The sequence below is a fragment of the Lacrimispora amygdalina genome (assembly GCF_003432035.1).
In the GTDB taxonomy this organism is placed as follows: Bacteria; Bacillota; Clostridia; order Lachnospirales; family Lachnospiraceae; genus Lacrimispora; species Lacrimispora amygdalina.
Window position 1 is genome coordinate 13,783 of sequence record NZ_QOHO01000029.1, and the last position, 22,982, is coordinate 36,764.

Sequence of the window (22,982 nt, forward strand, 5' to 3'; positions counted from 1 at the left end):
TTTGTGTCCATAACGTGTCCAAACTTTGAACGATCCTGCATTCAAAAAAACAGCCCCGTATGGATTAATTCCACGGGACTGGTATGAGTTATTATCTTTATTCTTTCATGTCTTCTTTTGAGGTCTCCTGGCCGTCTGTCTCCTTATTCGTTTCATCACTCTTCGCCATCAAAATACTGCTTACCGGCTCACTGTCATCGGAAAACAGTGGTCTTAACCCGTCTTCTTCTGTCCTCTCCTCCTTCGGCATATAAATATTAAATACCGGTGACAGGATATAGGAATTGATAAATGCCAGAAGCGGAAAACCAAACAGCATGAAAATCATCAGCACAGGGGGAATCAAAAATACAAAACCTGCGGCTATAAGCGCTCCGTCAATCACGATCATTCCTATCGTCCGGAACAAATGCCGGATAGACATAAAGAATGCGTTAAAAAACGTGCGTTTGACAGGATTATAAAATCTTGACTGAAGCGGGAAAATGTACATAACTATAGCCGTGTAAATCAATGCCATGGCAAGAAACACGGTGAGCATAACGGTCTTAACAGTGGACGATCCGTTAAAAAGCCGGGCAAAGAAATACAGGTCCACTCCCAGGATGGCTCCTGCAAGAAGAATTATCAGCCATATAATGGTAGACTGTTTAAAATTCTCTTTAAAGGATTTAAAAAAGGAACGAATGGTATAGCCGTCATCGTCTCTTGCAAGCTTCAGCGTTACGTAATACACTGCAGTTGTGGAAGCTCCTATGGTAAAAACCGGAAGACTGCAGACAATCCACAGAACATTTAAAATAATCAGGTCTCCGAACTTGCCGATGAAACGCCAAACCGGATTATCATAATTAAAAAAACCAGATAACATATGTCATTCCCCTTCTCTCGTTAACGTCAAAAATCATTATAGCGGATTTATTTTTAAAAAGCAAACATTCTCCTCCATTTCATCAATTTTTTATAATTAGATGTGGAGGAAATTTGCTGATTCTGTGATATAATCAAAAAAGTATCCGGATTAATAACAGAAAGAGGCGCAGATTATGACCCCCTATGAAGACAAAACATTGAAAGACACACTGCAGGAAGAGAAAAATAAGTTGAAGAACATGAGCTTAAAGGACAGACTGTGGTATATCTGGGAATATTATAAGATACCCATAATCGGAACTGCTGTAGCCGCTGCCCTTATTGTCTCCATTTTTTCAGCTGTCCACAATAACCGGTTTGAAACCGCTCTTTCCTGCGTGATTTTAAACAGCCGGCCTTACAGCGAAGAGGATTTGGTAAGCCAATACTTTGACCAGGGCTTCCGTCAATACATCGGCCTGGCCGACGAAACGAAGATTGATGTGGATCATTCCATGTCCATAAGTTTTGACAATTCCAATATGACCGAATTCACCTACGCGGAACTTGCCAAACTCTCTGCTCTTATCTCCAGCAAAGAACTGGATGTGATGATCGGCAGAAAGGACAGTATTGACCACTTCGGAGAGATGGGCGGCTTTTTAGACTTAAAGACGGTTCTTCCCCCCGATGTCTATGATCAGGTAAAGGATCAGCTCTATGAGGTGACCAACCAGGAAACCGGTGAAAAAATTGCCTGCGGTATCAAGATAGGCAGTACGGATTTCTTAAAAAAGACAGGATTAACTATGGATGATCCTATTTTGGGAATTATAAGCAACTCCACTCGTACAGACACTGCCGTGAAGCTGATCCGCTATGTGTACGGCCTTTGAGTTGAAAGCCCAGACTTTTTAGAAGACTGACAGAGGCACGATTTTCTTCCAAAACTCTGGCATAGATTGTTTCTGTCAGGGAAGCGGCAGCGTATGTTAATATCGCCTGGCAGGCCTCTCTTGCATATCCCTGACGTCTGTAAGGTGTAAAAATATGATATCCCAGTTCCAGAGGGGTATCATTTTTTTTAATAAAGGAACTCAGTTCCTCATTATCTGCGGTATCCAGATTAAAAATCCCGGCTTTTCCCACTATGATCTTCTTATCTTTATCGTATAGAGCCCAGATTCCATATTCGTAAAAACCATACTGTTGTCTTACATAAATTTCTAAAGTCTCCCTGCTGCAAAAAAGCTCTCCATCTCTTCCTCCGTCGGGTTCCTCTGGAATTTCATCTGCATCCGGCGCCGCAAACTCCCGGATCAGCAATCGTCTGGTGCTGGTAATATTCCATGGCAGCCCTTCTTTTCTCCTCACCACACGTTCCAGAAATTCAGGTGTGAGATCCGAGAGAGATTCCACCAGATAGGCTGCCGGTGAGAGACACTGATCCGTCCTCTCCCGGTCCCATAAACCAATAACAGCCCTGCCTTCTGCCAAAGCAGAGCGCAGGGCTTCATATTCGTCTGATATGGTAACCCGGAAATTCTTCCCTTCTATGGCAATCTCCCGTTCCCACACCATAATTTATAAAGTCTCCGGTTCCGGATACTCTTCTCCGAAGGTTTCTGCCGTCATGGACTGTATCTTCTGCTCTGCCATGGGACGGTCATTGTAATCCGTCTTCACATCTGCGATCTGATTGACAATATCCATGCCTTCGATTACTTTACCAAATGCAGCATAAGCGCCATCTAAATGCGGAGCTGCCTTATGCATGATAAAAAACTGTGAGCCGGCTGAATCCGGGTGCATGGCTCTTGCCATGGAAAGAACTCCCTCGGAGTGCTTTAAAGCATTGGAAACACCATTCTGGCTGAATTCGCCTTTAATGGAATATCCGGGACCGCCGGTTCCGGTTCCCTGGGGGCATCCGCCCTGAATCATAAAACCATTGATGACTCTGTGGAAAATCAGTCCGTCATAGTAGCCTTTTTTTACCAGACTGATAAAATTATTCACTGTATTCGGTGCAATTTCAGGGTAAAGCTCTGCTTTTATTACATCACCGTTCTCCATTGTAATTGTAATAACAGGATTGTTCATGTTTTTTCCCTTTCTTGTATAAGTTTAACATATGTGTGTATTTTATCAAATCCTTAAGTTTTTGTCCAGCTGTTCATACTTTGTTTCAATTTCATTCAAAAATCTTTTACACAAACAACATGATTTCTTCACGTTTCATGGTTATACTAAAATTATAAATTAAATATGCTTATAAGATTTTTTTCATAATACTCGAGCTGGTAATTTTATTATCAGCTCTCCTCCCTTTTGAAATAACTTTTAAGGAGCTGCCTATGACAGCTCCTTATATTATTGCCGTATACTGATCGCTTCAATCAGATTTTTTGTTTCATTTTCTTTTGGATTTGTAAAAATTTCTCCTGCATTTCCGTGTTCGACTATTTTTCCTTTTTTCATTATGTAAACATAATCTGAAATTTTCTGAGCCAGTGCAATATCGTGAGTAATGTAAAGCATCGAAAATCCACTTCTATTCTGGATTTCCTTTAACAGCCGCATAAGATTCGCTGCACTGGAGGGATCAAGCATGGAGCTGATTTCATCAGCTATTAAAAGTTTTGGTTCCATAACCAGTGCCCTGGCAACAGCAACCCTCTGCCGCTGTCCTCCGCTTAATGTATGTCCTTTCCGGCTCAGAAAGCCTTCATCATACGGAAGACCGACCTTAAGCAATGCTTCCGTTACCTGCTCTCTTCGCTCACTTTGGGAACCGCTTTTTATGATATCAAGCCCTTCCTGCACAATCTCCCTGACGGTAAACTGTTCATTGGTAGCTGAAAAAGGGTCCTGAAAAACAATTTGAATACCATGTTTTTTTCCGGACTCGCTGTTTCCCAAAACAGCTCTGCCCTCAAAACGCACAATCCCAGAATCAGGAAATATGATTCCCGAAAGGATCTGAGCCAGAGTAGTCTTTCCGGAACCGGATTTCCCGATTAAAGCGGCAACTTCTCCTGACCGGATGCGTATATTGCAGTCAGAACAGACTTTCAATTCACGCTTTCCCGATTTATAGCTTTTATTCAGTCCATTTCCCTCTAACAAAGTAACAATACCTCCCCTCAGACATGCAACTTTCCGTCCATCGGATCTTACCCTGAGAGGAGGGTTTTCATTCAGGCACTGTTCCACACGCTGGTTACAGCGGCTGTAAAACGGACATTGATTTTCACTGTGAATTACAATCTCTCCTGGTATTCCCCACATATCCCGCATAGGCAGAATTGCAGGGGAAGAATAGATCAGTCCTCTGGTATAGGGGTGAAGGGGATCTGACAGAAGTTCTTTTGTATCCGCTTTTTCTAAAATGTTTCCCATATACATGACAGCCACCGAATCTGCCAGGGCTGAGATCACCGGCAGTTCATGGGAAATGACCAGAAGAGAGAAACCTTCTTTTTTCTGCATATTCTTTAAGAGGCTGATAATTTCATTTTTAGCCGGAATATCAAGAGCCATTGTCGGCTCATCTGCAATCAGAATGTCAGGATTACAGGATAATGCCATTGCTATTAAGACCTTTTGTCTCATTCCACCGGAAAGCTGATGGGGATATGCATCATACCAGAAGGTTTCCAGCCCCGTTTTCACGAGCATATCGCTGGCTTTTTCCCGGGCATACTCCTTTTGCATGCCGGTATGACAGATAATTGCCTCCGCAATCTGTTCTCCCACAGATATTACGGGATTTAAAACATCCAGACCGTTTTGATATACAATAGCAATCCTGTCCCAGCGGACAGACTCCATATCTCTGTCCGAAAGTTCCAGAAGATTCTTATTCTCAAACCAGATATTCCCTTTTACTTCTGTCCGCTTATGCAAAAGTCCCATAATTGCCAGCGCTATTGTGGATTTACCGCTCCCTGATTCTCCAATCAACCCGACACATTCTCCTTCTTTTAAAGACAGACTGACCTGATGTACTGCATCCTTTCTACTCTCCCGGTCATAACGGACATTTAAATTTTCTATTTTTAAAACAGGCATCTCCTACTCCTTATTTTCATCACTTGGTATTCATAATCTTTTCTAAATCTCTCCCTAAAAATGCAAATGACACTACCAGCACAAGTAAAAATACCAAAGGAAACAGTACCCACCATTTCCAGCTCTCCACAAAAAATATCCCCGGAAAGTTAATGGAACGGTTTAAAATAACTCCCCAGCTTTTTGAAACAGGATCCCCTAAACCCAAAAAGGAAAGCCCTGCTTCAGCAACAATGGCATGTCCAACAATCCGGATCATGCTGACAAGAATAAGGGGGTACAAACCAGGAATGAAATGCTTCATCAGCAAATGAAAAAAGCCAGCCCCATAACTCCTCGCTGCCGCTACGTATGCCTCTTTTCCCATGGAAAGCATCCTGGATCGTACAATACGGGCAGGTCCTGCCCATGACATAAATCCAATTACCAGAATTATATTTCTGGTGCTGGATCCGAAAAATGCCCCCAGAACAATTAAAAGCGGCATCTGGGGCATGGTCATGACAACATCACAAAGCCCCATAACCAGCTTATCCTTCCAGCCTCTGTAATACCCCGCAAGAATGCCAAGAATACTGCCGCCTAAGCCTGCAAGCAGAGCAGAACTTATTCCTACCAGAAGGCTCACACCTGCCCCATGGCCAATCTGCGCTGCAATATCAATTCCCAAATCATCGGTTCCCATCATATGTCTCAACCCTGGAGCTTCCAAAGATGATCCACTGGGCTGACGATACGTCTCACTGCCAAAAAGGTGGTATCCCACTGTAAAGCTTACAATTAAAAGAAGCAGTACAATGCTCACCTTTCCAGAACCGGATAAGGATTTCCATATTTTTGTCTGTCTGATCACCCACTACACCATCCTTGGATCCATTTTTTTTAGCATAAATTCTGCAAGCCCATTCATAATCAGTACTGTTGCGGACATAATCAGGAATATCCCCTGCATCAGTACATAGTCACGATTTACAACTGCTTCCCGCATCAGACTGCCTGCTCCCGGATAGGAAAATACATTTTCCACCAATACTGCCTGTCCCACCATGGCTCCGAGACTCATGAAAAACTGCGTAACAACTGGCGGAAGAGAGTTTTTAAGACCATGCTTTAATATCACAGTATGTTTTTTTAAACCTTTGCCTTTTGCTGTCCGTATGTAATCCTTGGACAGGACATTTAACATGCTGCTACGGGATAGAAGATAAAAACTCCCCAGCCGGCTGAGAGATAATGTGAGTACAGGCAGTACCATATGATGAATTATATCTTTTACCTGTTCCAAAGGGGTGCTATAGGAAGCAAATACCGTCTCTCCTCCTGACATGGGAAACCATTTCAAATTCGCCCCAAGGTAAAACAGCAAAAAGATACCAATTAAAAATCCCGGTATTTCAGAAAGTACCATCATAAAGAAATAGACACACCGGTCAAGAAAACTGTCCCGATGCCAGGCGCAGATGGTACCAAGCATCGTTCCAAAAACGCTGCTGAGCACCAAGGCTGAGATAACAATCAGCAGTGTCCACGGAATTCTCGCCGCGATCATATCAGTCACTTTTTCATGATAAAAGATGCTGTACCCTAAATCTCCTTTTACAATTCCCGTTAAATACCGGATCAACTGTTCATGCAGAGGTTTATCCAGTCCGTAATATTCCTCGTAAACTTTAATCTGCTGACTGGAGTATACAGGAGCAGTGTTCCCGTCCTCTACTGACAGGTAGAGGAACGGGTCTCCAGGCATCAGCCTGGGAAGAAAAAAATTCAAGACTATAATTACTCCAATTACAGCAATATTACTTTTCTTCATTTTTATTCCCTAATCAGGTAGGACAGCTTGTTATGATCACATTTGCTGTGATCATAGCGAAACATCCAGCCATTATAATCATCACTTCTGTAAACATAGTTATCAGTAGTACCGTAAAGCATGATCATGGGAACTTCCTCTGCAATCTTCTCCTGCAGCTGACCGAGAAGATCCTTCCGGAGTGATTCATCGGTTTGCACCGACTGTCTGGCTGCCAGATCCTCAATTGCCTCATCAGACCAGCCTTTTATTGTTACAGAGCCACTTCCATAAACAGTTCTGATGTAATCGGGATCACCGCCCATACCTCCGGAGTTGACTAACAGAAGCTGATAATCACCTGTTTGAAGTGCCTGATCCCTTGTTTTGGATTCCGCACTCTGAATGGTAACCGTAATACCGATTTTTTCCAGTGAGAGTTTTATAAGCTCAGCTGTTTTTAACCCCTCCTGAGAGTTATCTGTTAACAGCTGGAAACTGTATGTATGCCCGCCAAGAAGCTCTTTTGCTTTATTGACATCGTAGTTATATTGCTGAATCCGGGGATTATACCACTGGCTATATACCGGAATATAACCCATACTGCTTACACTACCTGCACCTCTGGCCACTTTTTCAACCAGCTCCTGTCTGTCAATTCCATATGCCATCGCCTGTCTTATATTCTTATCCTTTAACAGGGGCTCTGTCTCCATATTTATCATCAGACGGTAACTGTGATAGGAGGGACTGGATTTTAAGGTATATGCTTTGCCATTTTCATATCTTGCCAGAAGATCAGCAGAAGCATTGATTAAATCAATCTCTCTGTTTTCAAATGCCAGTACACGGTCGCTCACAGGAACCCATTCAATTGCCTCAGCAGCGGGCTTTAATCCCCAGTAATCGTTAAATGCCAGATAACGGTAAGCACCTTGCTCCGGATTATAAGATTCAAGCCGGTAAGGACCGCTTCCCACTGCTGCATCATCCCCGTCATAAGCTGCAGGATCCTGAACACCGGACCAGATGTGCTTAGGCAAAATGCGAACGGACCCGGCTTTTTCCAGAAACGTAAGATCAAAATGGGAAAATGTCACCTGCAGCGTCTGATCATTCAGTGCTTTTGCCTCTGTCACAATATACTCCCCGTCAACCAGCAGATCATTGGATACCGGAGGATGGTCTTTATAATAGGAAAAAGTAAATGCGGCATCTTCGGCAGTCAGCGGTTTACCGTCGTGCCATTTTGCATTATTTTGAAGATGAAACGTATAGACAGTTCCATCCCCGCTGGTCTCCCAGCTTTTTGCCAGCCAGGGTATCAGCCCCTTTTCATCCTTTTCCAAAAGAGAATCATAAAGAAGCTGCATTTTTGCAATTCCAGGTCCCCGGGATGTATGTCTGAACGGATTGGGATATCCGGTATCTCCTCCCTCAAGGTGAATCACACGGTGCGTATCTCCCTGTTCAGAGGCTGATTCTGTTAAAGTACTTTTGTCCGTTTCTTTTATTGCTGCAGCGTTCTGGCTGCAGCCGGTTAGCGCAATAGAAAGCAGCATAATTCCTGCTGCTGTCAGTAAAGTATTTTTTATATTAAGCCTTTTTTTCATTTTCTCTCCGTTATTTAAGCCTGAACCTTCCACAAGATTAAAGCGGTTGTCTTCTGCCTTTTAATTTTTAGTTTCGTTTCAGATTCCAGCGGTTTTAAAAATTCCTCCACTGTTTTACCGATATTTTCCAGCTGTTCCCGGTATTGCAGACCATATTTTTTTACTGCATCTGCATAATCCAGCTCCAGGTCCTCATTTAGATGTAGATATGTGATTTCCGGATTGTATCCATCAAGCCACAAAAGATTGAAAATTGCCTGAACTGACTGCCGGTCATTATGAGGACCGCTGTTTCTTTTTACTGATAAGACCTGATCCAGATACTGGGATGCAGAATCTGTATCTTTTATAAACTGATTTAACAGGCAGTATTTCCCAGAAGCCAGACTCATATTTTCAAATCCTCTTTTATTTCTTATTGCAGGACACATGGAGGCAAATACAAGATCAAATTTCTTCTCCCAGCCCAATGCTTGGATATCTGCACCGCTCCATTCCAGCTTTCGGCATTCAAGATTGTGAAGCCCTGCCTCAAATGCATTCTTTTCTGTTAAAGCGAGCATGTTGGATGATATGTCCGTGACCGTAACATGACGTGTATTTTCAGCAAATGGAATCGCATAGCGTCCGCTTCCCCCTCCCACATCAAGTATTTCTGACCCTGGAAATATCCCCTTCTCCTTCAACAGTGTCAAAATACCGCTTATGAAACCCGTTTTTTCTTTTTGCTGATTCTGGTTAAACTCCTGTGCTCTGTTATCCCAGAACGCCTCTACCATACCATAATCCTCAGGTTCTGACTTCAGCATTTTTTCGTACAGTTCCTTTTCCATTGATTCTCCTTTCCAAACTTGTGAGATGGTTTTAGTTAGTTTTTACTAACCACACTTTAAAATTTTTCTGCCATTCACTGGCAGAAAACTAAATAAAATATATCAGGATTTTTATTAAATGTCAACCTTAATTAATTAAGCGTTTGATTATTTAATTTTTATGTCTTTATAGATGTTAACTTGACATAAAACAAATGGGGTTGTATTCTATTCAAAGCACATTATTTCAATATTTTAAGCAAATACGAGGGGAAATAAAAAGATGGATAATCTTTTAAATATTATGAAAGCCTTATCTGATGAAAACAGGCTTACAATCATAGAATTATTAATGAAGTACGATTTTTGCGTGGGAGCACTTTCCAGAAAGCTGGAAATTTCAGAAGCTGCCGTATCCCAGCATCTGAAAATACTGCGAAATGCAGGTATCGTGGCAGGAGAAAAGCGGGGTTATTACACTCATTACGATGTAAACCGGCAGCTTATTGAAGCTGCCGGGCAAGCTCTGTGTGCGATGGCGGAAAAGAAAGAACCAAGAAAAGGATGCCGCCAGCATCTTACAGGGAATCATCATTATTGCTCCAATAAACTGCCTGCCTCAGCAAAAAAAGAACCGCTCACATCTTCCCCGGATTAACTGTCTGCATGACACCTGTATTGCTTTCAAACAGACCAGCCATACACACCTGAAGGCTGTCATACGTTTTAAAATAATATTCACATGAAGCTGTATTTATAAATGCCGTATACTTTGTATAATCATAAGAACCCCGGCTTGTCATGACTGCTCCTTTTGGTATGGTCACACCTTCCATGATGTGGAAGCAGGAAACTACCGCTTCCTTCCGATTCCGGGGAACCGGAAGAAATGATTTTAAATACGCGGTCCGTACAAAACGGTCCGGAGAAGTATAGCCTCCGGGAAGCGCTCTGGTTCCGCCTGCCTGACCGAACGGAGTGAGCTTTATACCACTCCAGAACGCTTCTTCTTCCTGCTCAGGACTGGCCCCCATATAATTTCGTAAATTCGTCATATGCCAGGGAAGATCAGGACTGTTTGCCAGAACGCCAAGGGGATTATCAAAGATAATCATACCTGACTCTGTCTGTTCAATTACAACACAATCACCGGTCCGGTCAGCTGCAATCCAGTGAAGAGGTGCTGCTGAACCGGTGACCGGATCTTCCATGCCGACTATGGCTACCTGCTTTGCCACGCTCTTTAATTCCTGGACGGAAGCACATTTTCCTAATATATAATGAAGAAATTCAAAGGATGCAACCGGAGTCCGTCCCTTAGCATTTACCCTGTCTTCATATTTTGCGTACCCTGCAAAATAAAGAGCTGCTGCTGCGAACCCTCTTTCATTTACTCCGTCAAAAAATCCCAGAAGACCTTCCGTCTCCTGTCCAATTCCGATAAAGCCGTAATCATCATCCATCCGGGTCCCGGTCAGAGCATTCACCCAAGGATAGTTTTTTGGAACTATAAAAATATGGGGATCTATTTCAAATGAAAAATCCATATTTCTCCCGAAAAATAATTCATTCTCTTTCGTTACCAGTGTCATAGCCGTACACATAGTTACACCTCTGGTATTGATTATTTAATTATATATATGGCGCCTTCCATGATTTATGATGATATGGCTTTTATTGCTTCCTTTAATTCTTCCATACGTTCCACAGGCTTTAGACATGTTCCGTTTTTACAGAGATAAAACTGGCTTTTTACAAGGTCTACCGGATAGTCTTTTGTAAATGGGGCAATTTTAGAAAGCACCTCTTCATTTCCCGGAGTCTTGAAAATAATATCGATACCATTAAAAACCTCTCTTTTCAATGTGAGGAGCTGCCTCTCTATTCCCCGTTCCGGTGATACTGCAACCAGCTGCGCTGCAGGATAGAGAACTGTCTGAAAAGCCAGAAGTGAAAAGCTGTGGTTAGCAGGACTGACCCCTGCTTCTTTCCCCATCCATTTCAGCTGCTTCTTTAAAATTTCCTGCCACTTAACCTCTCCGGTTAAATGATATAGTTTACCAATCACATAAGCAGCTACGGAATTCCCTGATGGAAGGGCACCATCATAAAGCTCTTTGGGACGGCTGATGAGTTTTTCCCTGTCATGTGCATACATATAAAATCCTCCGTTTTTCTCATCGAAAAAAAGAAGAACCATTTTTTCACAGATACTGACTGCTTGTTCAAAGTATGATACCTCAAAGCATGCCTGATACATCTCTAATAGTCCAAATGCATAAAATGCGTAATCATCCAGCTGTCCGTCATGCCCGGTTTCCCCATCTCTGTACCGGATGAAAAGTCTGCCTCCCCTGTTTGTCAGTTTCCTTTCAATAAAAGCCTGGGCGTTGCGGGCCGACTGCAAATATGCCTCCTCCTCCAGGACCTGATATGCCTTTGACATTCCTGCAATCATCAGACCATTCCATGAAGTAAGGATCTTATCATCCTTGTGAAGAACGGTTCTTAGCTTACGATAATCATAAAGTATCTGACACAGCCTGCTTATTTTATCATCCTTTTTTTCATAGTCTTTATTATCTATGAGGTTTAAAATATTTTTTCCTTCAAAATTGCCGTCACTGGTAATTCCAAACCAATGGCAGAAATAGGGAGCGTCTTCCTTTAATACCTTTGTAATCTCATCTTTTTCAAAAACATAGAACTTTCCTTCCACCCCTTCGCTGTCTGCATCCTCTCCACAGTAAAACCCGCCGTCTTTGTCTGTGAGGGTTTCCATAATATAACCGAGAATTCCTCTTGCCGCCAACTGGTAAAATGATTCTTTTGTTAACTCATAAGCTTCAAGAAACGCGTAAGAAAGAAGTGCATTATCATAAAGCATTTTTTCGAAATGGGGAACCAGCCATTTTTCATCGGTAGAATAACGGGAAAATCCGCCTCCGAGATGATCATAAATTCCACCCCGGTACATGTGTCTTAACGTTGATTCACATATGGTTTGGGCATTCTTATCCTGCTCATAAACAGAATGGCGAATCAGAAAAATAAGATTATGAGCCATGGGAAACTTGGGCGCTCTTCCAAAACCTCCCCATGTTTTATCATAGGAATTCATAAGCTGCCGGGCGGCAGAGAAAAACAGTTCTTTACCAGGATCAGAAGCACTGTTCTCACCATCATTCCTATCCTCATTTAAATACCGGGTAATCTCCTCTCCTGCCTGAAAAACTTTTTTCCTGTCATTTTTCCAAAGCCCGGTTATGGCATCTAAGACCTCGATCAGTCCGGTATTCCCCCATCTTGAATGCTTTGGTAAATAGGTTGCTGCGTAAAAAGGCTTCTGGTCCGGGGTCATAATGACTGTGAGGGGCCAGCCGCCTGATCCTGTGAGCGCCTGACAAACTGACATATAGACTGAGTCAATATCAGGGCGTTCCTCACGGTCTACTTTAATTGCCACGTAATTTTCATTTAAAACATCCGCTGCCTCCTGGTCCTCGAAGGACTCATGAGCCATGACATGGCACCAGTGGCAGGTAGAATATCCAATTGATAAGAAGACCGGCTTCTCCTCTTTTTCCGCCTTTGAAAATGCTTCCTCACACCACGGATACCAGTTAACTGGGTTATATGCATGCTGCAGCAGATATGGACTTTTTTCGTTTATCAGCTTATTTGGTACAACCTCTGTTTTCATAAAAACACCTTCTTTCTTTTTCTTTAGTATGCACGTTCTGTTTCCATTTCTATTCCGGCACTATCACTTCTTTCATTAAAAAAATCAGCGCAACAATATTGGGAACTGCCATTAAACCATTCCAGATATCAGAGAATTCCCAAACCGTTTCCAGTTTCGCCAGGCACCCCACAAATACAGCGCACAAATAGAGAAAGGTATATATCTTTCCTCTTAAAACCCGCTGCATCAGATAAAAACGTCCCCGTTTTTTCAGGCTTTCTGCCAGATACCCGGCAGCCTGCTTTCCCAGATAATACCAGGCAATAATGGTAGCAAATGCAAATACCAGCATGGAGCCTGACACCACATATTCTCCCAGACCGCCCAGGCGCCTGGAAAAGCTGTATGCCGTCAGGGCGGCTCCATCGTAGCCGGAGCCGCCTGCATCTCCTTCAGACATACACAGTATTACAAATGCAGTCATGGTACAAATTATAATCGTATCAAAGAACACTTCAAACATTGCCCACATTCCCTGTTTTTCCGGTGTGGTATTTTCTGCTGCCCCATGTAAAACCGCCATGCTTCCAAGACCTGCTTCATTGGAGAAAACTCCCCGGGATATACCGTATTGGAGACTCTTACTGATCCCGAAACCAGCAGCTCCTGAAAAAACGGATACAGGCCGAAATGCATCCTGAAAAATAACATGAAAAATATATGGAATTTTATCATAACAGGACATAATAACAACCATGGAAAAAAGCATATAAATTCCGGATGCCAGAGGAATCAAGCGTTCGGATACAAAAGCAATCCGGCTGATGCCGCCCAAAACAACGAAAAGAACCAGACCGGTCAGAAGGATTCCGGCTAATGCAGTTGGAACCTGAAAGGAATAGTTAAGAGTATCCGCAATGGAGTTGGACTGGACCATACTTCCCATCCCAAGTGATACCATAATACAGAGAAAGCTGTAAATCATACCAAGGACCGGCAGTTTCAAACCTCTTTCCAGATAGACCATAGGTCCGCAGATCCATGCTCCGTTCTGATCCCGGTAGCGGTAACGGATACCCAGCATGGTCTCTGCATATCCTGTCATCATGCCGATCGCAGCAGACACCCACATCCAGAAGATGGCTCCGGGTCCCCCTGCTGTCAGCGCAGTTGCCACACCCACGATATTTCCAGTACCAATGGTCGCTGCAAGAGCGGTACAGGCGGTCTGAAATCTGGTCACATCTCCTTTGTCCCCGTCTTCGTCTTCCTGTATGCTCCCAATGGTCTGCTTCCACCAAAAGGTCAGTTTCCTGATTTGAAAAAAGCCTGTTTTTACCGTATAGATGATTCCGATCCCCAGAAACAGGATTAAAAGCCAGGGTCCCCATACCAGTTCATGTATGTAATGAATCATTCCTTATGCTCCCTTATGTCCTTTTTATCACATATTCATTCTGGGAGGATTGTATGAAAATTTCCATTCATTTTTATACAAATTTCACTTTACTATGGTATAATCTTATTATGTGCCGAATTATATACAACAATACGAGGTGACAATATGCCCGGTTTTACTACCCACTACTTATTAGGTGTCAAGGTTTATAACAATATGCCAAACTCTCCTTTAAAACGAATAATATCCAAATACCGCTGGCTTTATCAGCTGGGGCTTCAGGGTCCGGATATGTTTTTTTATAATATTCCCATACTTCGTCACAGAGATTACCGTAACGTTGGTTCCTATATGCATGAAAATCATGTGAACAGCTTTTTTGTTACCTGCTTAAACCACATCGCAGCCATTGAGTCCAGACAGCAGAGAGAGCAGGCCATTGCATACATGAGCGGTTACTTTTGCCATTATATCGGAGACTCTATCTGCCACCCTTATGTATATGGAAGGATTGAGTACGATATTAAAAATTCCGGAAACTATTATCATGGGCTTCATGCCATGCTTGAGAATGATATTGATGCTCTCTTGTTAATGATATATAAGCAGAAAAAGCCATCCCAGTTTAATCAGGCTGCCACCATCTGCTTAAATGGTCAGGAGATGCAGTTTATCTCCGGTTTCCTGTCTGCCTGTATCAATGAAACATACTATCCCTTAAACTACCGTAATAATTATCAGGTCACTCCCCGTATGGTATCCCGTTCTATTCTGGCGATGCGCTTGGGCTGCCGGACGCTTGCCGATCCAAACAGCCGTAAGAAAAACAGCATCGAATTTGTGGAATCCTTATTCCTTAAAAATCCCGTTGCTTCACGGAAACTGGTTACCGATATGACTTCTGATCCTGTAATCACGTTTAATTTAAACCATGATACATGGTGCAATCCCTGGGACCGCAGACTTGCTTCGAAGGCATCATTTCCGGAGCTTTTTCATCAGTGCATGTCCAAATGCGGAAATGTATTTTTCCGGTTAAACGAGGAACTGGCTTCCCCGGTTCCTTTAAACAGTCTGGATCATAACAAACTGCTTCGTGAGCTGGGTAATTATTCCTATCACAGCGGTCTGGCTGTGGACAATGACTGATTATTGTATTCTGTTAAAAAAAGCATGGATCGTAAAACGCCTGCCGCGTTCTGGTCCATGCTTTTTTAACAGCTTTTATTTGGAAGCCTGTGTCTGCTCCGCTTCTGTTTCCGTTTCCGTTTCGTCTGCTTCTTCTGTATCGTCAGCTGCCGTTGTTTCCATCACAACAGCACCTTCCTTCGGTACAATCTTTTCATCAGAACCTTTTGGAATATCCATATCCACCAGCCAGTACTGCTGTTCTTTCATTGTATAATCGGGCATTACAATCAGATGCAGGTCATAATTCTTAAAAAAGCCGCCATAAGAGGTCTCACTTGATCTCTCATAGGAAAAATCCTGATCTGCCGCTACATCGTTCAAATAGCGCACTGCTGCATCCCCAAATGTTACTGCCTCTTCCGGAGTTGTACCTGCTTTTACAATTAATGTCAAATCAATACTTTTCTTTTCCTGATCCACGCTGTAATTAACGCTGAGAGCCATGGGATAATCTTTATTATCCACAAACTCTTCATCCATATCATTTCCAATCTGAGTCCAGTCCAATACGATTCCCTGCTGTGTTTCAAAGACAGGTTCTGCAGGACCTCCGCCTGCGAGAATATGGCTCTGGGTACAGCCCGTTAACAGCATTGCTGATACGGCACATATCATTAGCACTTTGTTCCTCATCATAATATCCTCCTTAATGAACATCACCATTATATCCGATCCAATGCTTTTTTTGTAGTGCTTTCAGCAAAAAGTCAGAAAAACTTCACAAATGCGTCAGACTTTTTTCTGGTATTAGTGGCTTGTTTTTCCTTAGATTCCATATAATTCACCAAAACTCCCCCTCCTTATGGTTCACCGCTTTTAAAGATATAAAATTATTTTATTCACCCTTGCATTTTTTTATAGTACGTGGTATCATGTTCAATAATAAGTTATAAATATTATTTTTGAACTATAAAGGAGCCGCGTCATGAACCACAAAGAGAAAATATCGTTGATAAAAAAGCTGGATATTATGACTACCCTGGTACCGTTTGCAGGGATCGTGTTATTATGCATTCTGTTTCTTACATACCCCAAGGCCTCAGGAACCGTGCTGGCTTCCATACGGTCCTTTCTCGGAGATGAGCTGGGCAGCTACTACCTTATTATAGGACTATTCACATTTATCTGCTCCCTCTACATGGCTTTTTCCCGATATGGAGCAATCAGACTGGGAGACTGCGAAACACCTCAATATTCTAATTTTAAATGGGGAGCCATGATGTTTACAGCAGGCCTGGCGGCTGACATCTTATTTTACTCTCTTTGTGAATGGCTGCTCTATGCAGGTGAACCGCACATAACGGAATTAGGCTCTGTACAGGACTGGGCTTCCACCTACCCTCTGTTTCACTGGGGTCCCATCCCCTGGAGTTTCTATCTGGTTCTTGCTGTTGCCTTTGGTTTTATGCTTCATGTCAAGAAACGGACGAAACAGAAATATTCAGAAGCCTGCCGTCCAATCCTTGGTAAGCTGGTAGACGGACCTGCCGGAAAACTCATTGATTTAATCGCTGTTTTCGCTTTGCTGGCAGGAACTGCCACCACATTTTCCCTGGCAACTCCACTCCTTTCCATGGCTGTCAGCAGGGTAACCGGACTGCCTGAATCCAGATTTTTAACCATAGCCATCCTGGTCATTATCTGCGCAGTATATACGTTTACCGTCTATTTTGGCATGAAGGGAGTTTCAAAGCTTGCTGATTCCTGTACTTATTTATTCTTTGGACTTCTCCTTTACGTTCTCATCGGCGGAGGCCAGACGAGATATACCATTGAAACAGGAATCACCGCAATTGGAAACCTGACACAGAACTTCATCGGTCTGTCCACATGGACTGATGCACTGCGCTCCTCATCCTTTCCCCAGAACTGGACGATCTTTTACTGGGCATACTGGATGGTATGGTGCGTAGCCACTCCGTTTTTCATTGGCACCATCAGCAAGGGACGGACAATCAAACAGACCGTTCTTGGCGGTTACTTCTTTGGGTTGTCAGGAACCTTTACTTCCTTTATTATTTTAGGCAATTACAGCCTTGCTCTTCAGACTAAGGGGATTCTTGATGTTATGGGAATCTATCATGCAACACAGAACCTTTATCAGACCATTATGGCAGTTTTAGTAACACTTCCATTTTATAAAATGGGTCTGGTGCTATTAGCCCTTACCATGATTGCTTTTTATGCCACATCCTTTGATGCACTGACACTGGTTGCTGCTTCCTATTCCTATAAGGAACTGCCTGATCACGAAGAGCCCCATAAACATGTTAAACTGTTTTGGGCAATTCTACTGATGTTATTCCCCATTGCCCTGATTTTTTCAGAAAATTCAATGGCAAACTTACAGACTGTGTCCATCATCGCCGCATTTCCAATTGGCATTATCATACTTCTCATCATATTAAGCTTCTTTCGGGATGCGAAAGAATATTTAAATCAGCCGTAAAAAAAGGCTGCTGCAAAATATGCAGCAGCTGTTTTTTTCTATTCAAAAATCTGAATTTCCGTACTGGAGTGAGTAGGGACCTGTTTCTCCTTTGGCGGAAGCTTTTTATAATCTCCGTAAATCCACGTAAGAACTTCATGCCAGCCCTTTGGTGCCATCAATCTGGTATCTTCAAACTCCAGATCTACCGTTTCCTCACACCACTCTTTCTTCAGCGTCACATACAAATAATCCGGCTGATAATTACTGTAGTAGCGCAGACCGCTTTTCCCCTTCCGGTCTTTTACAGCCGCCCAGTACTGAAGCTTTCTCAAGATACTCATGGGAATCAGCTTGCCGGCCAATGCCAGAATTCCAACACATATCTTGTTTAACAGACTGTATTTACTTAAATCAACCTTATATCTGTGTCCCATGGAAAGGCCATATATTACCGTATGAAGCAGCAAAGTTATGGTAGATGCCACCCGGTTTTTAGGCAGCTCATCAATGGTAAACAAATCCACCCACAGATGATTTAATCTGCCTTCATAATATTTCATCTCAGCTGTATCATCATGGGTTCTGCTTTTTTTATAGATAATTCTTGCTGTAAAATCATAAAATGCCTTCCCTCCCCGCAAATCCCCAGGTTCGAGAAGTTCCATATCTTCCGGAAGTTCCGACCTCACCACCCGTAAAAAGGCCTGGTAATTGGGACGGGTAAATGCCACATCTGCGTCATCATCCCATGGAATAAATCCTTTGTGCCTCACAGCGCCTAAAAGTGTCCCCGCATCCAGTAAATATTGAATCCGGTGCTTCCGGCAGATCCGGTCAATCTCTTTTAAAATCCGCAGATTTGCCTGATGCACCTTCGTCAAATCATACTCCTTCATAATTCCTCCATTCTGACTGAATTAAGAAACAGGAGCCTAAGCCTGCTGGTTTAAGCCTTCCTTTATGGTTTTTGCCATATAGTCGATCATGTCATCTGTCATACCGGGATAAACTCCAATCCAGAACGTATCCTCCATAATCCGGTCTGTATTCTTTAGCTCACCTACAACCCGGTATCCGCTTCCTGATTCACGCATCTGGTTGAAGCATGGATGTCTGGTTAAATTTCCTGCAAAAAGCATTCTGGTCTGAACACCTTTTGATTCCACATACTGTACCAGCTGATTTCTGTCAACTCCTTCTTTGCAGGTGATCAGAAAACCAAACCAGCTTGGTTTTGATCCCGGACAGGCTTCCGGAAGAATGAGCTTTTCCGCTGTATCCTTTAACGCCTCATAAAGGCGGCTGAAGTTATGGCGTCTGCGCTCAACAAAGGATGGGAACTTTTCAATCTGCGCACAGCCAATCGATGCCTGCATATCAGTTGCCTTTAAGTTATAGCCAAAATGGGAATAGACATATTTATGGTCATATCCAAGAGGAAGTTCTCCATACTGACGGTCAAACCGGTGGCCGCATAAATTGTCCGTCCCGGAAGGGCAGACGCAGTCCCGTCCCCAGTCACGGAAGGAACGGATAATCCGGTTTAACAGGGAATCGCTGGTGTAAACGGCACCTCCCTCTCCCATAGTCATGTGGTGAGGCGGATAAAAACTGGAGGTTCCAATATCTCCAATGGTTCCGGAGAAACGATCTTCTCCGTCTATGGTATAAACCGTACCCAGCGCATCACAGTTATCTTCTACAAGCCATAAACCATATTTATCGCAGAACGCCTTTACTGCAGATAAATCGTATGGATTACCAAGAGTGTGGGCGATCATCACAGCTTTCGTCTTCTCTGAACGCGCTGCCTCCAGCATAGTCACATCAATGTTATACTGGGGAATTGTCACGTCAACAAATACCGGAACTGCTCCATACTGTATCACAGGTGTTACAGTAGTGGGAAATCCGGCTGCTACCGTAATCACTTCATCGCCTCTTTTGATCTGACGCTCTTTTAAAAGAGGAGAAGTAAGCGCCATAAATGCCAGTAAATTGGCTGAGGATCCGGAATTGACCAGAGAACAGAACCTGACATTTAAATATTTGGCAAATTTTTTCTCAAATTCATCGGTATAGCGTCCTGAAGTAAGCCAGAATTCCAGGGAGCTGTCTACCAGATTCACCATTTCCTTACTGTCATATACTCTTGATGCATAGGGTATTCTGTCTCCGTCCTCAAACGGTTTCTTCTGATTGTGATAGGTATCACAATATTCCTTTACAAGTGCCAGAATTTCTTCCCTGGCTTCTTTTTCTGTTTTTTTATCTATCATAAAATTATTTCCTCTCTTGTTCTATTGGTTAAAAAATTCGCCGATCTGACGGTCCATCACCGTTATCATATCTGCTCCGGCCAGATAATCTCTGGTCCATTCCACGGTCTTTTGAACGGCCTCCTTCACCCCGTATCTGGGCGCCCAGCCAAAGACCTTCTTTACTTTTGAGCAGTCCAGCTTTAAAAAGTTGGCCTCATGAGGACCTTCATCCGGTTGTGCAGACCATGTAATCCCCTCGCCCCATGCTTCACAGAACAAATCGGCTAACTCTCCGGTTGTGACACAATCCTTATCGTCAGGGCCAACATTATAGTATCCCTGGTAAGAGGGGTCTTCATACTGCTTCATGGCAATTGTCATATAAACAGCAAGCGGCTCCAATACATGCTGGTAAGGTCTTGTGGAATAGGGATTTCTCAATACGATTTCCTGCTTTTTCATGGCAGACCGGATACAGTCCGGAATAATTCTGTCATTGGCAAAATCCCCTCCGCCTATGACGTTGCCTGCCCTTGAGGTAGAGATTGCCGTATTCCTTCCGGAAAAAAAGGACTTAGCATAGCTATGGGTCACAAGCTCGGAACAGGACTTGCTGTTGGAATAAGGATCATAGCCATCTAAGGGATCACATTCCCGGTATCCGTATTCCCACTCCTTATTCTCATACACCTTATCCGTAGTTACATTAAGAAAAGACCGGACCGTCTCAGTGAGGCGAACACATTCTAAAATATTGACCGTGCCCATCACATTGGTCTCATAGGTGTAAACCGGATCTTTATAGGAATCTCTTACAATAGGCTGTGCTGCTAAATGGAATACAATTTCCGGTTTTTCCATTTGAAAAACAGTTTTTAAATGGGCAAGATCCCTGATATCCCCAATTACTGAATTCATCTGCCCGGATATATCTGCCACCTCGAACAGAGCAGGATCAGTTGGTGATTTCATAGAGTACCCCGTCACCTTAGCACCTGCTTTTATCAGCATACGGCTGAGCCATGCTCCTTTAAAACCGGTATGCCCGGTAAGAAGTACTCTCTTTCCTTTATAAAACTCAGAAAATTCCTTCCAGCAGTCATTTGTTTTATTCGTCATATTATTTCTCCCATATCTTCCATGGTGCCTTCCCGGACTGCCATAAATCTTCCAGCTTTTTCATCTCCCTCTGGGTATCCATGCACTGCCAGAATCCGGTGTGATGGAAGCTCATCAATTCTCCTTCTGCAGCCAGTCTCTGTAATGGCTTCTGCTCCAGAACTGTGGAATCATCTTCCAGATAAGAGAAAATCTCCGGATTGAATACCATGAAGCCGCCATTAATCAGGCTGGCATCTGTCTCGTCCTTTTCCCGGAATGAACGCACTACATCGCCTTCATCAATGTCTAAAACTCCCTTTAACTGGGCAATATTAACCGTTGTCATGGTTGCTGTCTTACCATGGCTTTCATGGAACTTTAAAAGCGCATTTAAGTCCACATCACAGACTCCGTCTCCATAGGTAAGCATAAAAGGTTCCTCACCGATGTACGGCTGAATGCGCTTGACTCTCCCGCCAGTCATGGTATTAAGTCCTGTGTCCACAAGGGTTACCTTCCACGGTTCCGAATAATTATTATGTACCTCCATGCTGTTGTTTGCCAGATCAAACGTCACATCTGAGGTGTGAAGAAAATAATCTGCAAAAAACTCCTTTACTACATACTGCTTATATCCCAGGCAGATCACAAAATCATGGAATCCAAACTGGGAATAATATTTCATAATATGCCATAATATAGGCTTTTCACCGATTTCAATCATTGGCTTCGGTTTTAAATGGCTCTGCTCACTGATTCTGGTTCCAAGACCCCCTGCTAATAATACAACCTTCATCCTTCTTCCTCCTGTCATTCTTTTATTCATATTCGTGGTAAGCCTTCCGGTAAAAATGCATCAGCACCTTTACAACTGGTTCCGGCCACATCTTTTTAAACATCTCCGTCTCTTCTTTTAAACGGCTGTTGTCCTCTATGGCTGCCTTCGTCGCCGCCTCCTCATGAACCCGGTAATAAAGAATGGGTTTCTCCACGCAGACAAAACGTCCGGGCAGCTTAGACAGCTTATAAAGCGTATCCCAGTCCAGGGCAAAATGATAGGGGGAGGTAAAGAGTAGTTCCCCCAATTGTTCCTTATTATATGCACATGCAGGACAGCATATGGAATTTCCAAAAAGCAGGACGCTTTTTTTCACCCAGGATAAATGACTGATAAAACGCAGGCGCAGAGGCAGACGTAAAAACCGTTTGATAAATTCAACCGGTTCGAAAACCGCAAGCCTGTCCTTTTTTACAACGGTATAACCACCGGTAAATAAAGTCATGTCCGGGTAACTTCCATAACAATCCAGAAGCATCTTTACATAGTCTTTCTGATATAGATCATCCTGATGGGCGATTGTCACAAATGTGGCATCCGCCATATAATAGGCAAAATTCCAGTCGTCCCGGATACTGCTTTTCTCGTGCCTGATAAAAAGAGGAATCCCGTACTTGTCGGCAAGCCCGCTTATATAGGAGCTGGGCGTGGAAGTACACATAATTACATCGGATTCCACACTCTGTGCCTTAATAGACCGGATACAGGATTCCAGATAAGGAGAATCCATGTACGCGCAGATTGCAAATGCATGTGGTTTCATTATATACCTCAAAGAATACGTTTGTTTTTGTCTGGCTATGATTATATCATAAAAATAATAAAACATACTACCATATTCATTATTTTGAAAGAATTTACCCGGCATAATCTTAAAAAATAAATTTTTCATTAAATTAGCACTCGCCTATTGACAGTGCTGACAATGCGTGT

At 43.0% G+C, this 22,982-nt stretch carries 21 protein-coding genes; 4 read left to right on the forward strand and 17 right to left on the reverse strand.

All coding sequences use genetic code 11. From position 1 onward, the window contains the following. Positions 1–97 precede the first annotated feature (97 nt). On the reverse strand, positions 98–871 hold the full coding sequence (locus tag DS742_RS10200) for a YesL family protein (RefSeq protein ID WP_117416901.1): 774 nt from the start codon (positions 869–871) through the stop codon (positions 98–100). Positions 872–1,046: 175 nt separating this feature from the next. Between DS742_RS10200 and DS742_RS10205 the strand changes: the two genes are divergently transcribed. Next, a complete protein-coding gene (locus DS742_RS10205; protein ID WP_117416902.1) occupies positions 1,047–1,748 on the forward strand; it encodes a hypothetical protein in 702 nt (233 codons plus the stop codon). Here the strand turns inward: DS742_RS10205 and DS742_RS10210 are convergent. The 7 genes from DS742_RS10210 to DS742_RS10240 form a co-directional block, all read right to left on the reverse strand. Next, positions 1,684–2,433 (reverse strand): GNAT family N-acetyltransferase, encoded by a 750-nt coding sequence (locus DS742_RS10210; protein ID WP_117416903.1) that lies wholly within the window; start codon positions 2,431–2,433, stop codon positions 1,684–1,686. The two genes, DS742_RS10205 and DS742_RS10210, sit on opposite strands and share 65 nt — an antisense overlap. Positions 2,434–2,436: 3 nt before the next feature. Then, positions 2,437–2,955 carry a peptidylprolyl isomerase gene (locus tag DS742_RS10215; protein WP_117416904.1) on the reverse strand — a complete coding sequence of 173 codons (519 nt, stop codon included), beginning with the start codon at positions 2,953–2,955 and terminating at the stop codon, positions 2,437–2,439. A gap of 270 nt (positions 2,956–3,225) precedes the next feature. Then, positions 3,226–4,926: an ABC transporter ATP-binding protein gene (locus tag DS742_RS10220; RefSeq protein ID WP_117416905.1), complete on the reverse strand. Its 1,701-nt coding sequence runs from the start codon at positions 4,924–4,926 to the stop codon at positions 3,226–3,228. A gap of 19 nt (positions 4,927–4,945) precedes the next feature. Further along, positions 4,946–5,779: an ABC transporter permease gene (locus tag DS742_RS10225; protein ID WP_117416906.1), complete on the reverse strand. Its 834-nt coding sequence runs from the start codon at positions 5,777–5,779 to the stop codon at positions 4,946–4,948. Between the two features lie 3 nt (positions 5,780–5,782). Beyond that, entirely contained in the window at positions 5,783–6,739 is a 957-nt protein-coding gene (locus DS742_RS10230) for an ABC transporter permease (protein WP_117416907.1), read from the reverse strand. A gap of 2 nt (positions 6,740–6,741) precedes the next feature. Further along, positions 6,742–8,331, reverse strand: coding sequence for an ABC transporter substrate-binding protein (locus DS742_RS10235; protein WP_117416908.1), 1,590 nt, complete (start codon positions 8,329–8,331; stop codon positions 6,742–6,744). A gap of 14 nt (positions 8,332–8,345) precedes the next feature. Then, complete coding sequence (locus DS742_RS10240) at positions 8,346–9,164, reverse strand: class I SAM-dependent methyltransferase (protein WP_117416909.1); 819 nt, start codon at positions 9,162–9,164, stop codon at positions 8,346–8,348. A 262-nt stretch (positions 9,165–9,426) separates the two neighbouring features. Between DS742_RS10240 and DS742_RS10245 the strand changes: the two genes are divergently transcribed. Beyond that, the gene (locus DS742_RS10245) at positions 9,427–9,801 is read left to right on the forward strand and encodes an ArsR/SmtB family transcription factor (RefSeq protein WP_117416910.1); all 375 of its coding nucleotides are present in this window, start codon (positions 9,427–9,429) and stop codon (positions 9,799–9,801) included. Here the strand turns inward: DS742_RS10245 and DS742_RS10250 are convergent. The 3 genes from DS742_RS10250 to DS742_RS10260 are packed head-to-tail and all read right to left on the reverse strand — an operon-like array spanning position 9,782 to position 14,245. Next, positions 9,782–10,747, reverse strand: a complete 966-nt coding sequence (locus DS742_RS10250; RefSeq protein WP_117416911.1) for a choloylglycine hydrolase family protein — start codon at positions 10,745–10,747, stop codon at positions 9,782–9,784. The genes DS742_RS10245 and DS742_RS10250 overlap by 20 nt on opposite strands. 53 nt (positions 10,748–10,800) lie before the next feature. Next, complete coding sequence (locus DS742_RS10255) at positions 10,801–12,846, reverse strand: thioredoxin domain-containing protein (protein WP_117416912.1); 2,046 nt, start codon at positions 12,844–12,846, stop codon at positions 10,801–10,803. 49 nt (positions 12,847–12,895) lie between these two features. Next, on the reverse strand, positions 12,896–14,245 hold the full coding sequence (locus DS742_RS10260; RefSeq protein WP_117416913.1) for an alanine/glycine:cation symporter family protein: 1,350 nt from the start codon (positions 14,243–14,245) through the stop codon (positions 12,896–12,898). 147 nt (positions 14,246–14,392) lie between these two features. On the opposite strand from DS742_RS10260, the gene DS742_RS10265 reads away from it, so the two are divergent. Next, a complete protein-coding gene (locus DS742_RS10265; protein WP_117416914.1) occupies positions 14,393–15,376 on the forward strand; it encodes a zinc dependent phospholipase C family protein in 984 nt (327 codons plus the stop codon). A gap of 75 nt (positions 15,377–15,451) precedes the next feature. On the opposite strand, the gene DS742_RS10270 is transcribed toward DS742_RS10265, so the two are convergent. Beyond that, positions 15,452–16,054, reverse strand: coding sequence for a hypothetical protein (locus DS742_RS10270; protein WP_117416915.1), 603 nt, complete (start codon positions 16,052–16,054; stop codon positions 15,452–15,454). A 289-nt stretch (positions 16,055–16,343) separates the two neighbouring features. Between DS742_RS10270 and DS742_RS10275 the strand changes: the two genes are divergently transcribed. Then, positions 16,344–17,867: a BCCT family transporter gene (locus DS742_RS10275; protein ID WP_117416916.1), complete on the forward strand. Its 1,524-nt coding sequence runs from the start codon at positions 16,344–16,346 to the stop codon at positions 17,865–17,867. 38 nt (positions 17,868–17,905) lie between these two features. Here the strand turns inward: DS742_RS10275 and DS742_RS10280 are convergent, their stop codons facing one another. From DS742_RS10280 to DS742_RS10300, 5 genes are read right to left on the reverse strand one after another with little or no spacing between them, the layout of a single operon-like run. Next, positions 17,906–18,745: a LicD family protein gene (locus tag DS742_RS10280; RefSeq protein ID WP_117416917.1), complete on the reverse strand. Its 840-nt coding sequence runs from the start codon at positions 18,743–18,745 to the stop codon at positions 17,906–17,908. Positions 18,746–18,781: 36 nt separating this feature from the next. Next, a complete protein-coding gene (rfbH, locus tag DS742_RS10285; RefSeq protein WP_117416918.1) occupies positions 18,782–20,128 on the reverse strand; it encodes a lipopolysaccharide biosynthesis protein RfbH in 1,347 nt (448 codons plus the stop codon). 21 nt (positions 20,129–20,149) lie between these two features. Continuing rightward, positions 20,150–21,229 carry a CDP-glucose 4,6-dehydratase gene (gene rfbG / locus DS742_RS10290; protein WP_117416919.1) on the reverse strand — a complete coding sequence of 360 codons (1,080 nt, stop codon included), beginning with the start codon at positions 21,227–21,229 and terminating at the stop codon, positions 20,150–20,152. 1 nt (position 21,230) lies between these two features. Next, positions 21,231–22,007, reverse strand: a complete 777-nt coding sequence (rfbF, locus tag DS742_RS10295; RefSeq protein WP_117416920.1) for a glucose-1-phosphate cytidylyltransferase — start codon at positions 22,005–22,007, stop codon at positions 21,231–21,233. Between the two features lie 22 nt (positions 22,008–22,029). Then, positions 22,030–22,815 carry a glycosyltransferase family 2 protein gene (locus DS742_RS10300; RefSeq protein WP_375340407.1) on the reverse strand — a complete coding sequence of 262 codons (786 nt, stop codon included), beginning with the start codon at positions 22,813–22,815 and terminating at the stop codon, positions 22,030–22,032. Positions 22,816–22,982: the final 167 nt, after the last annotated feature.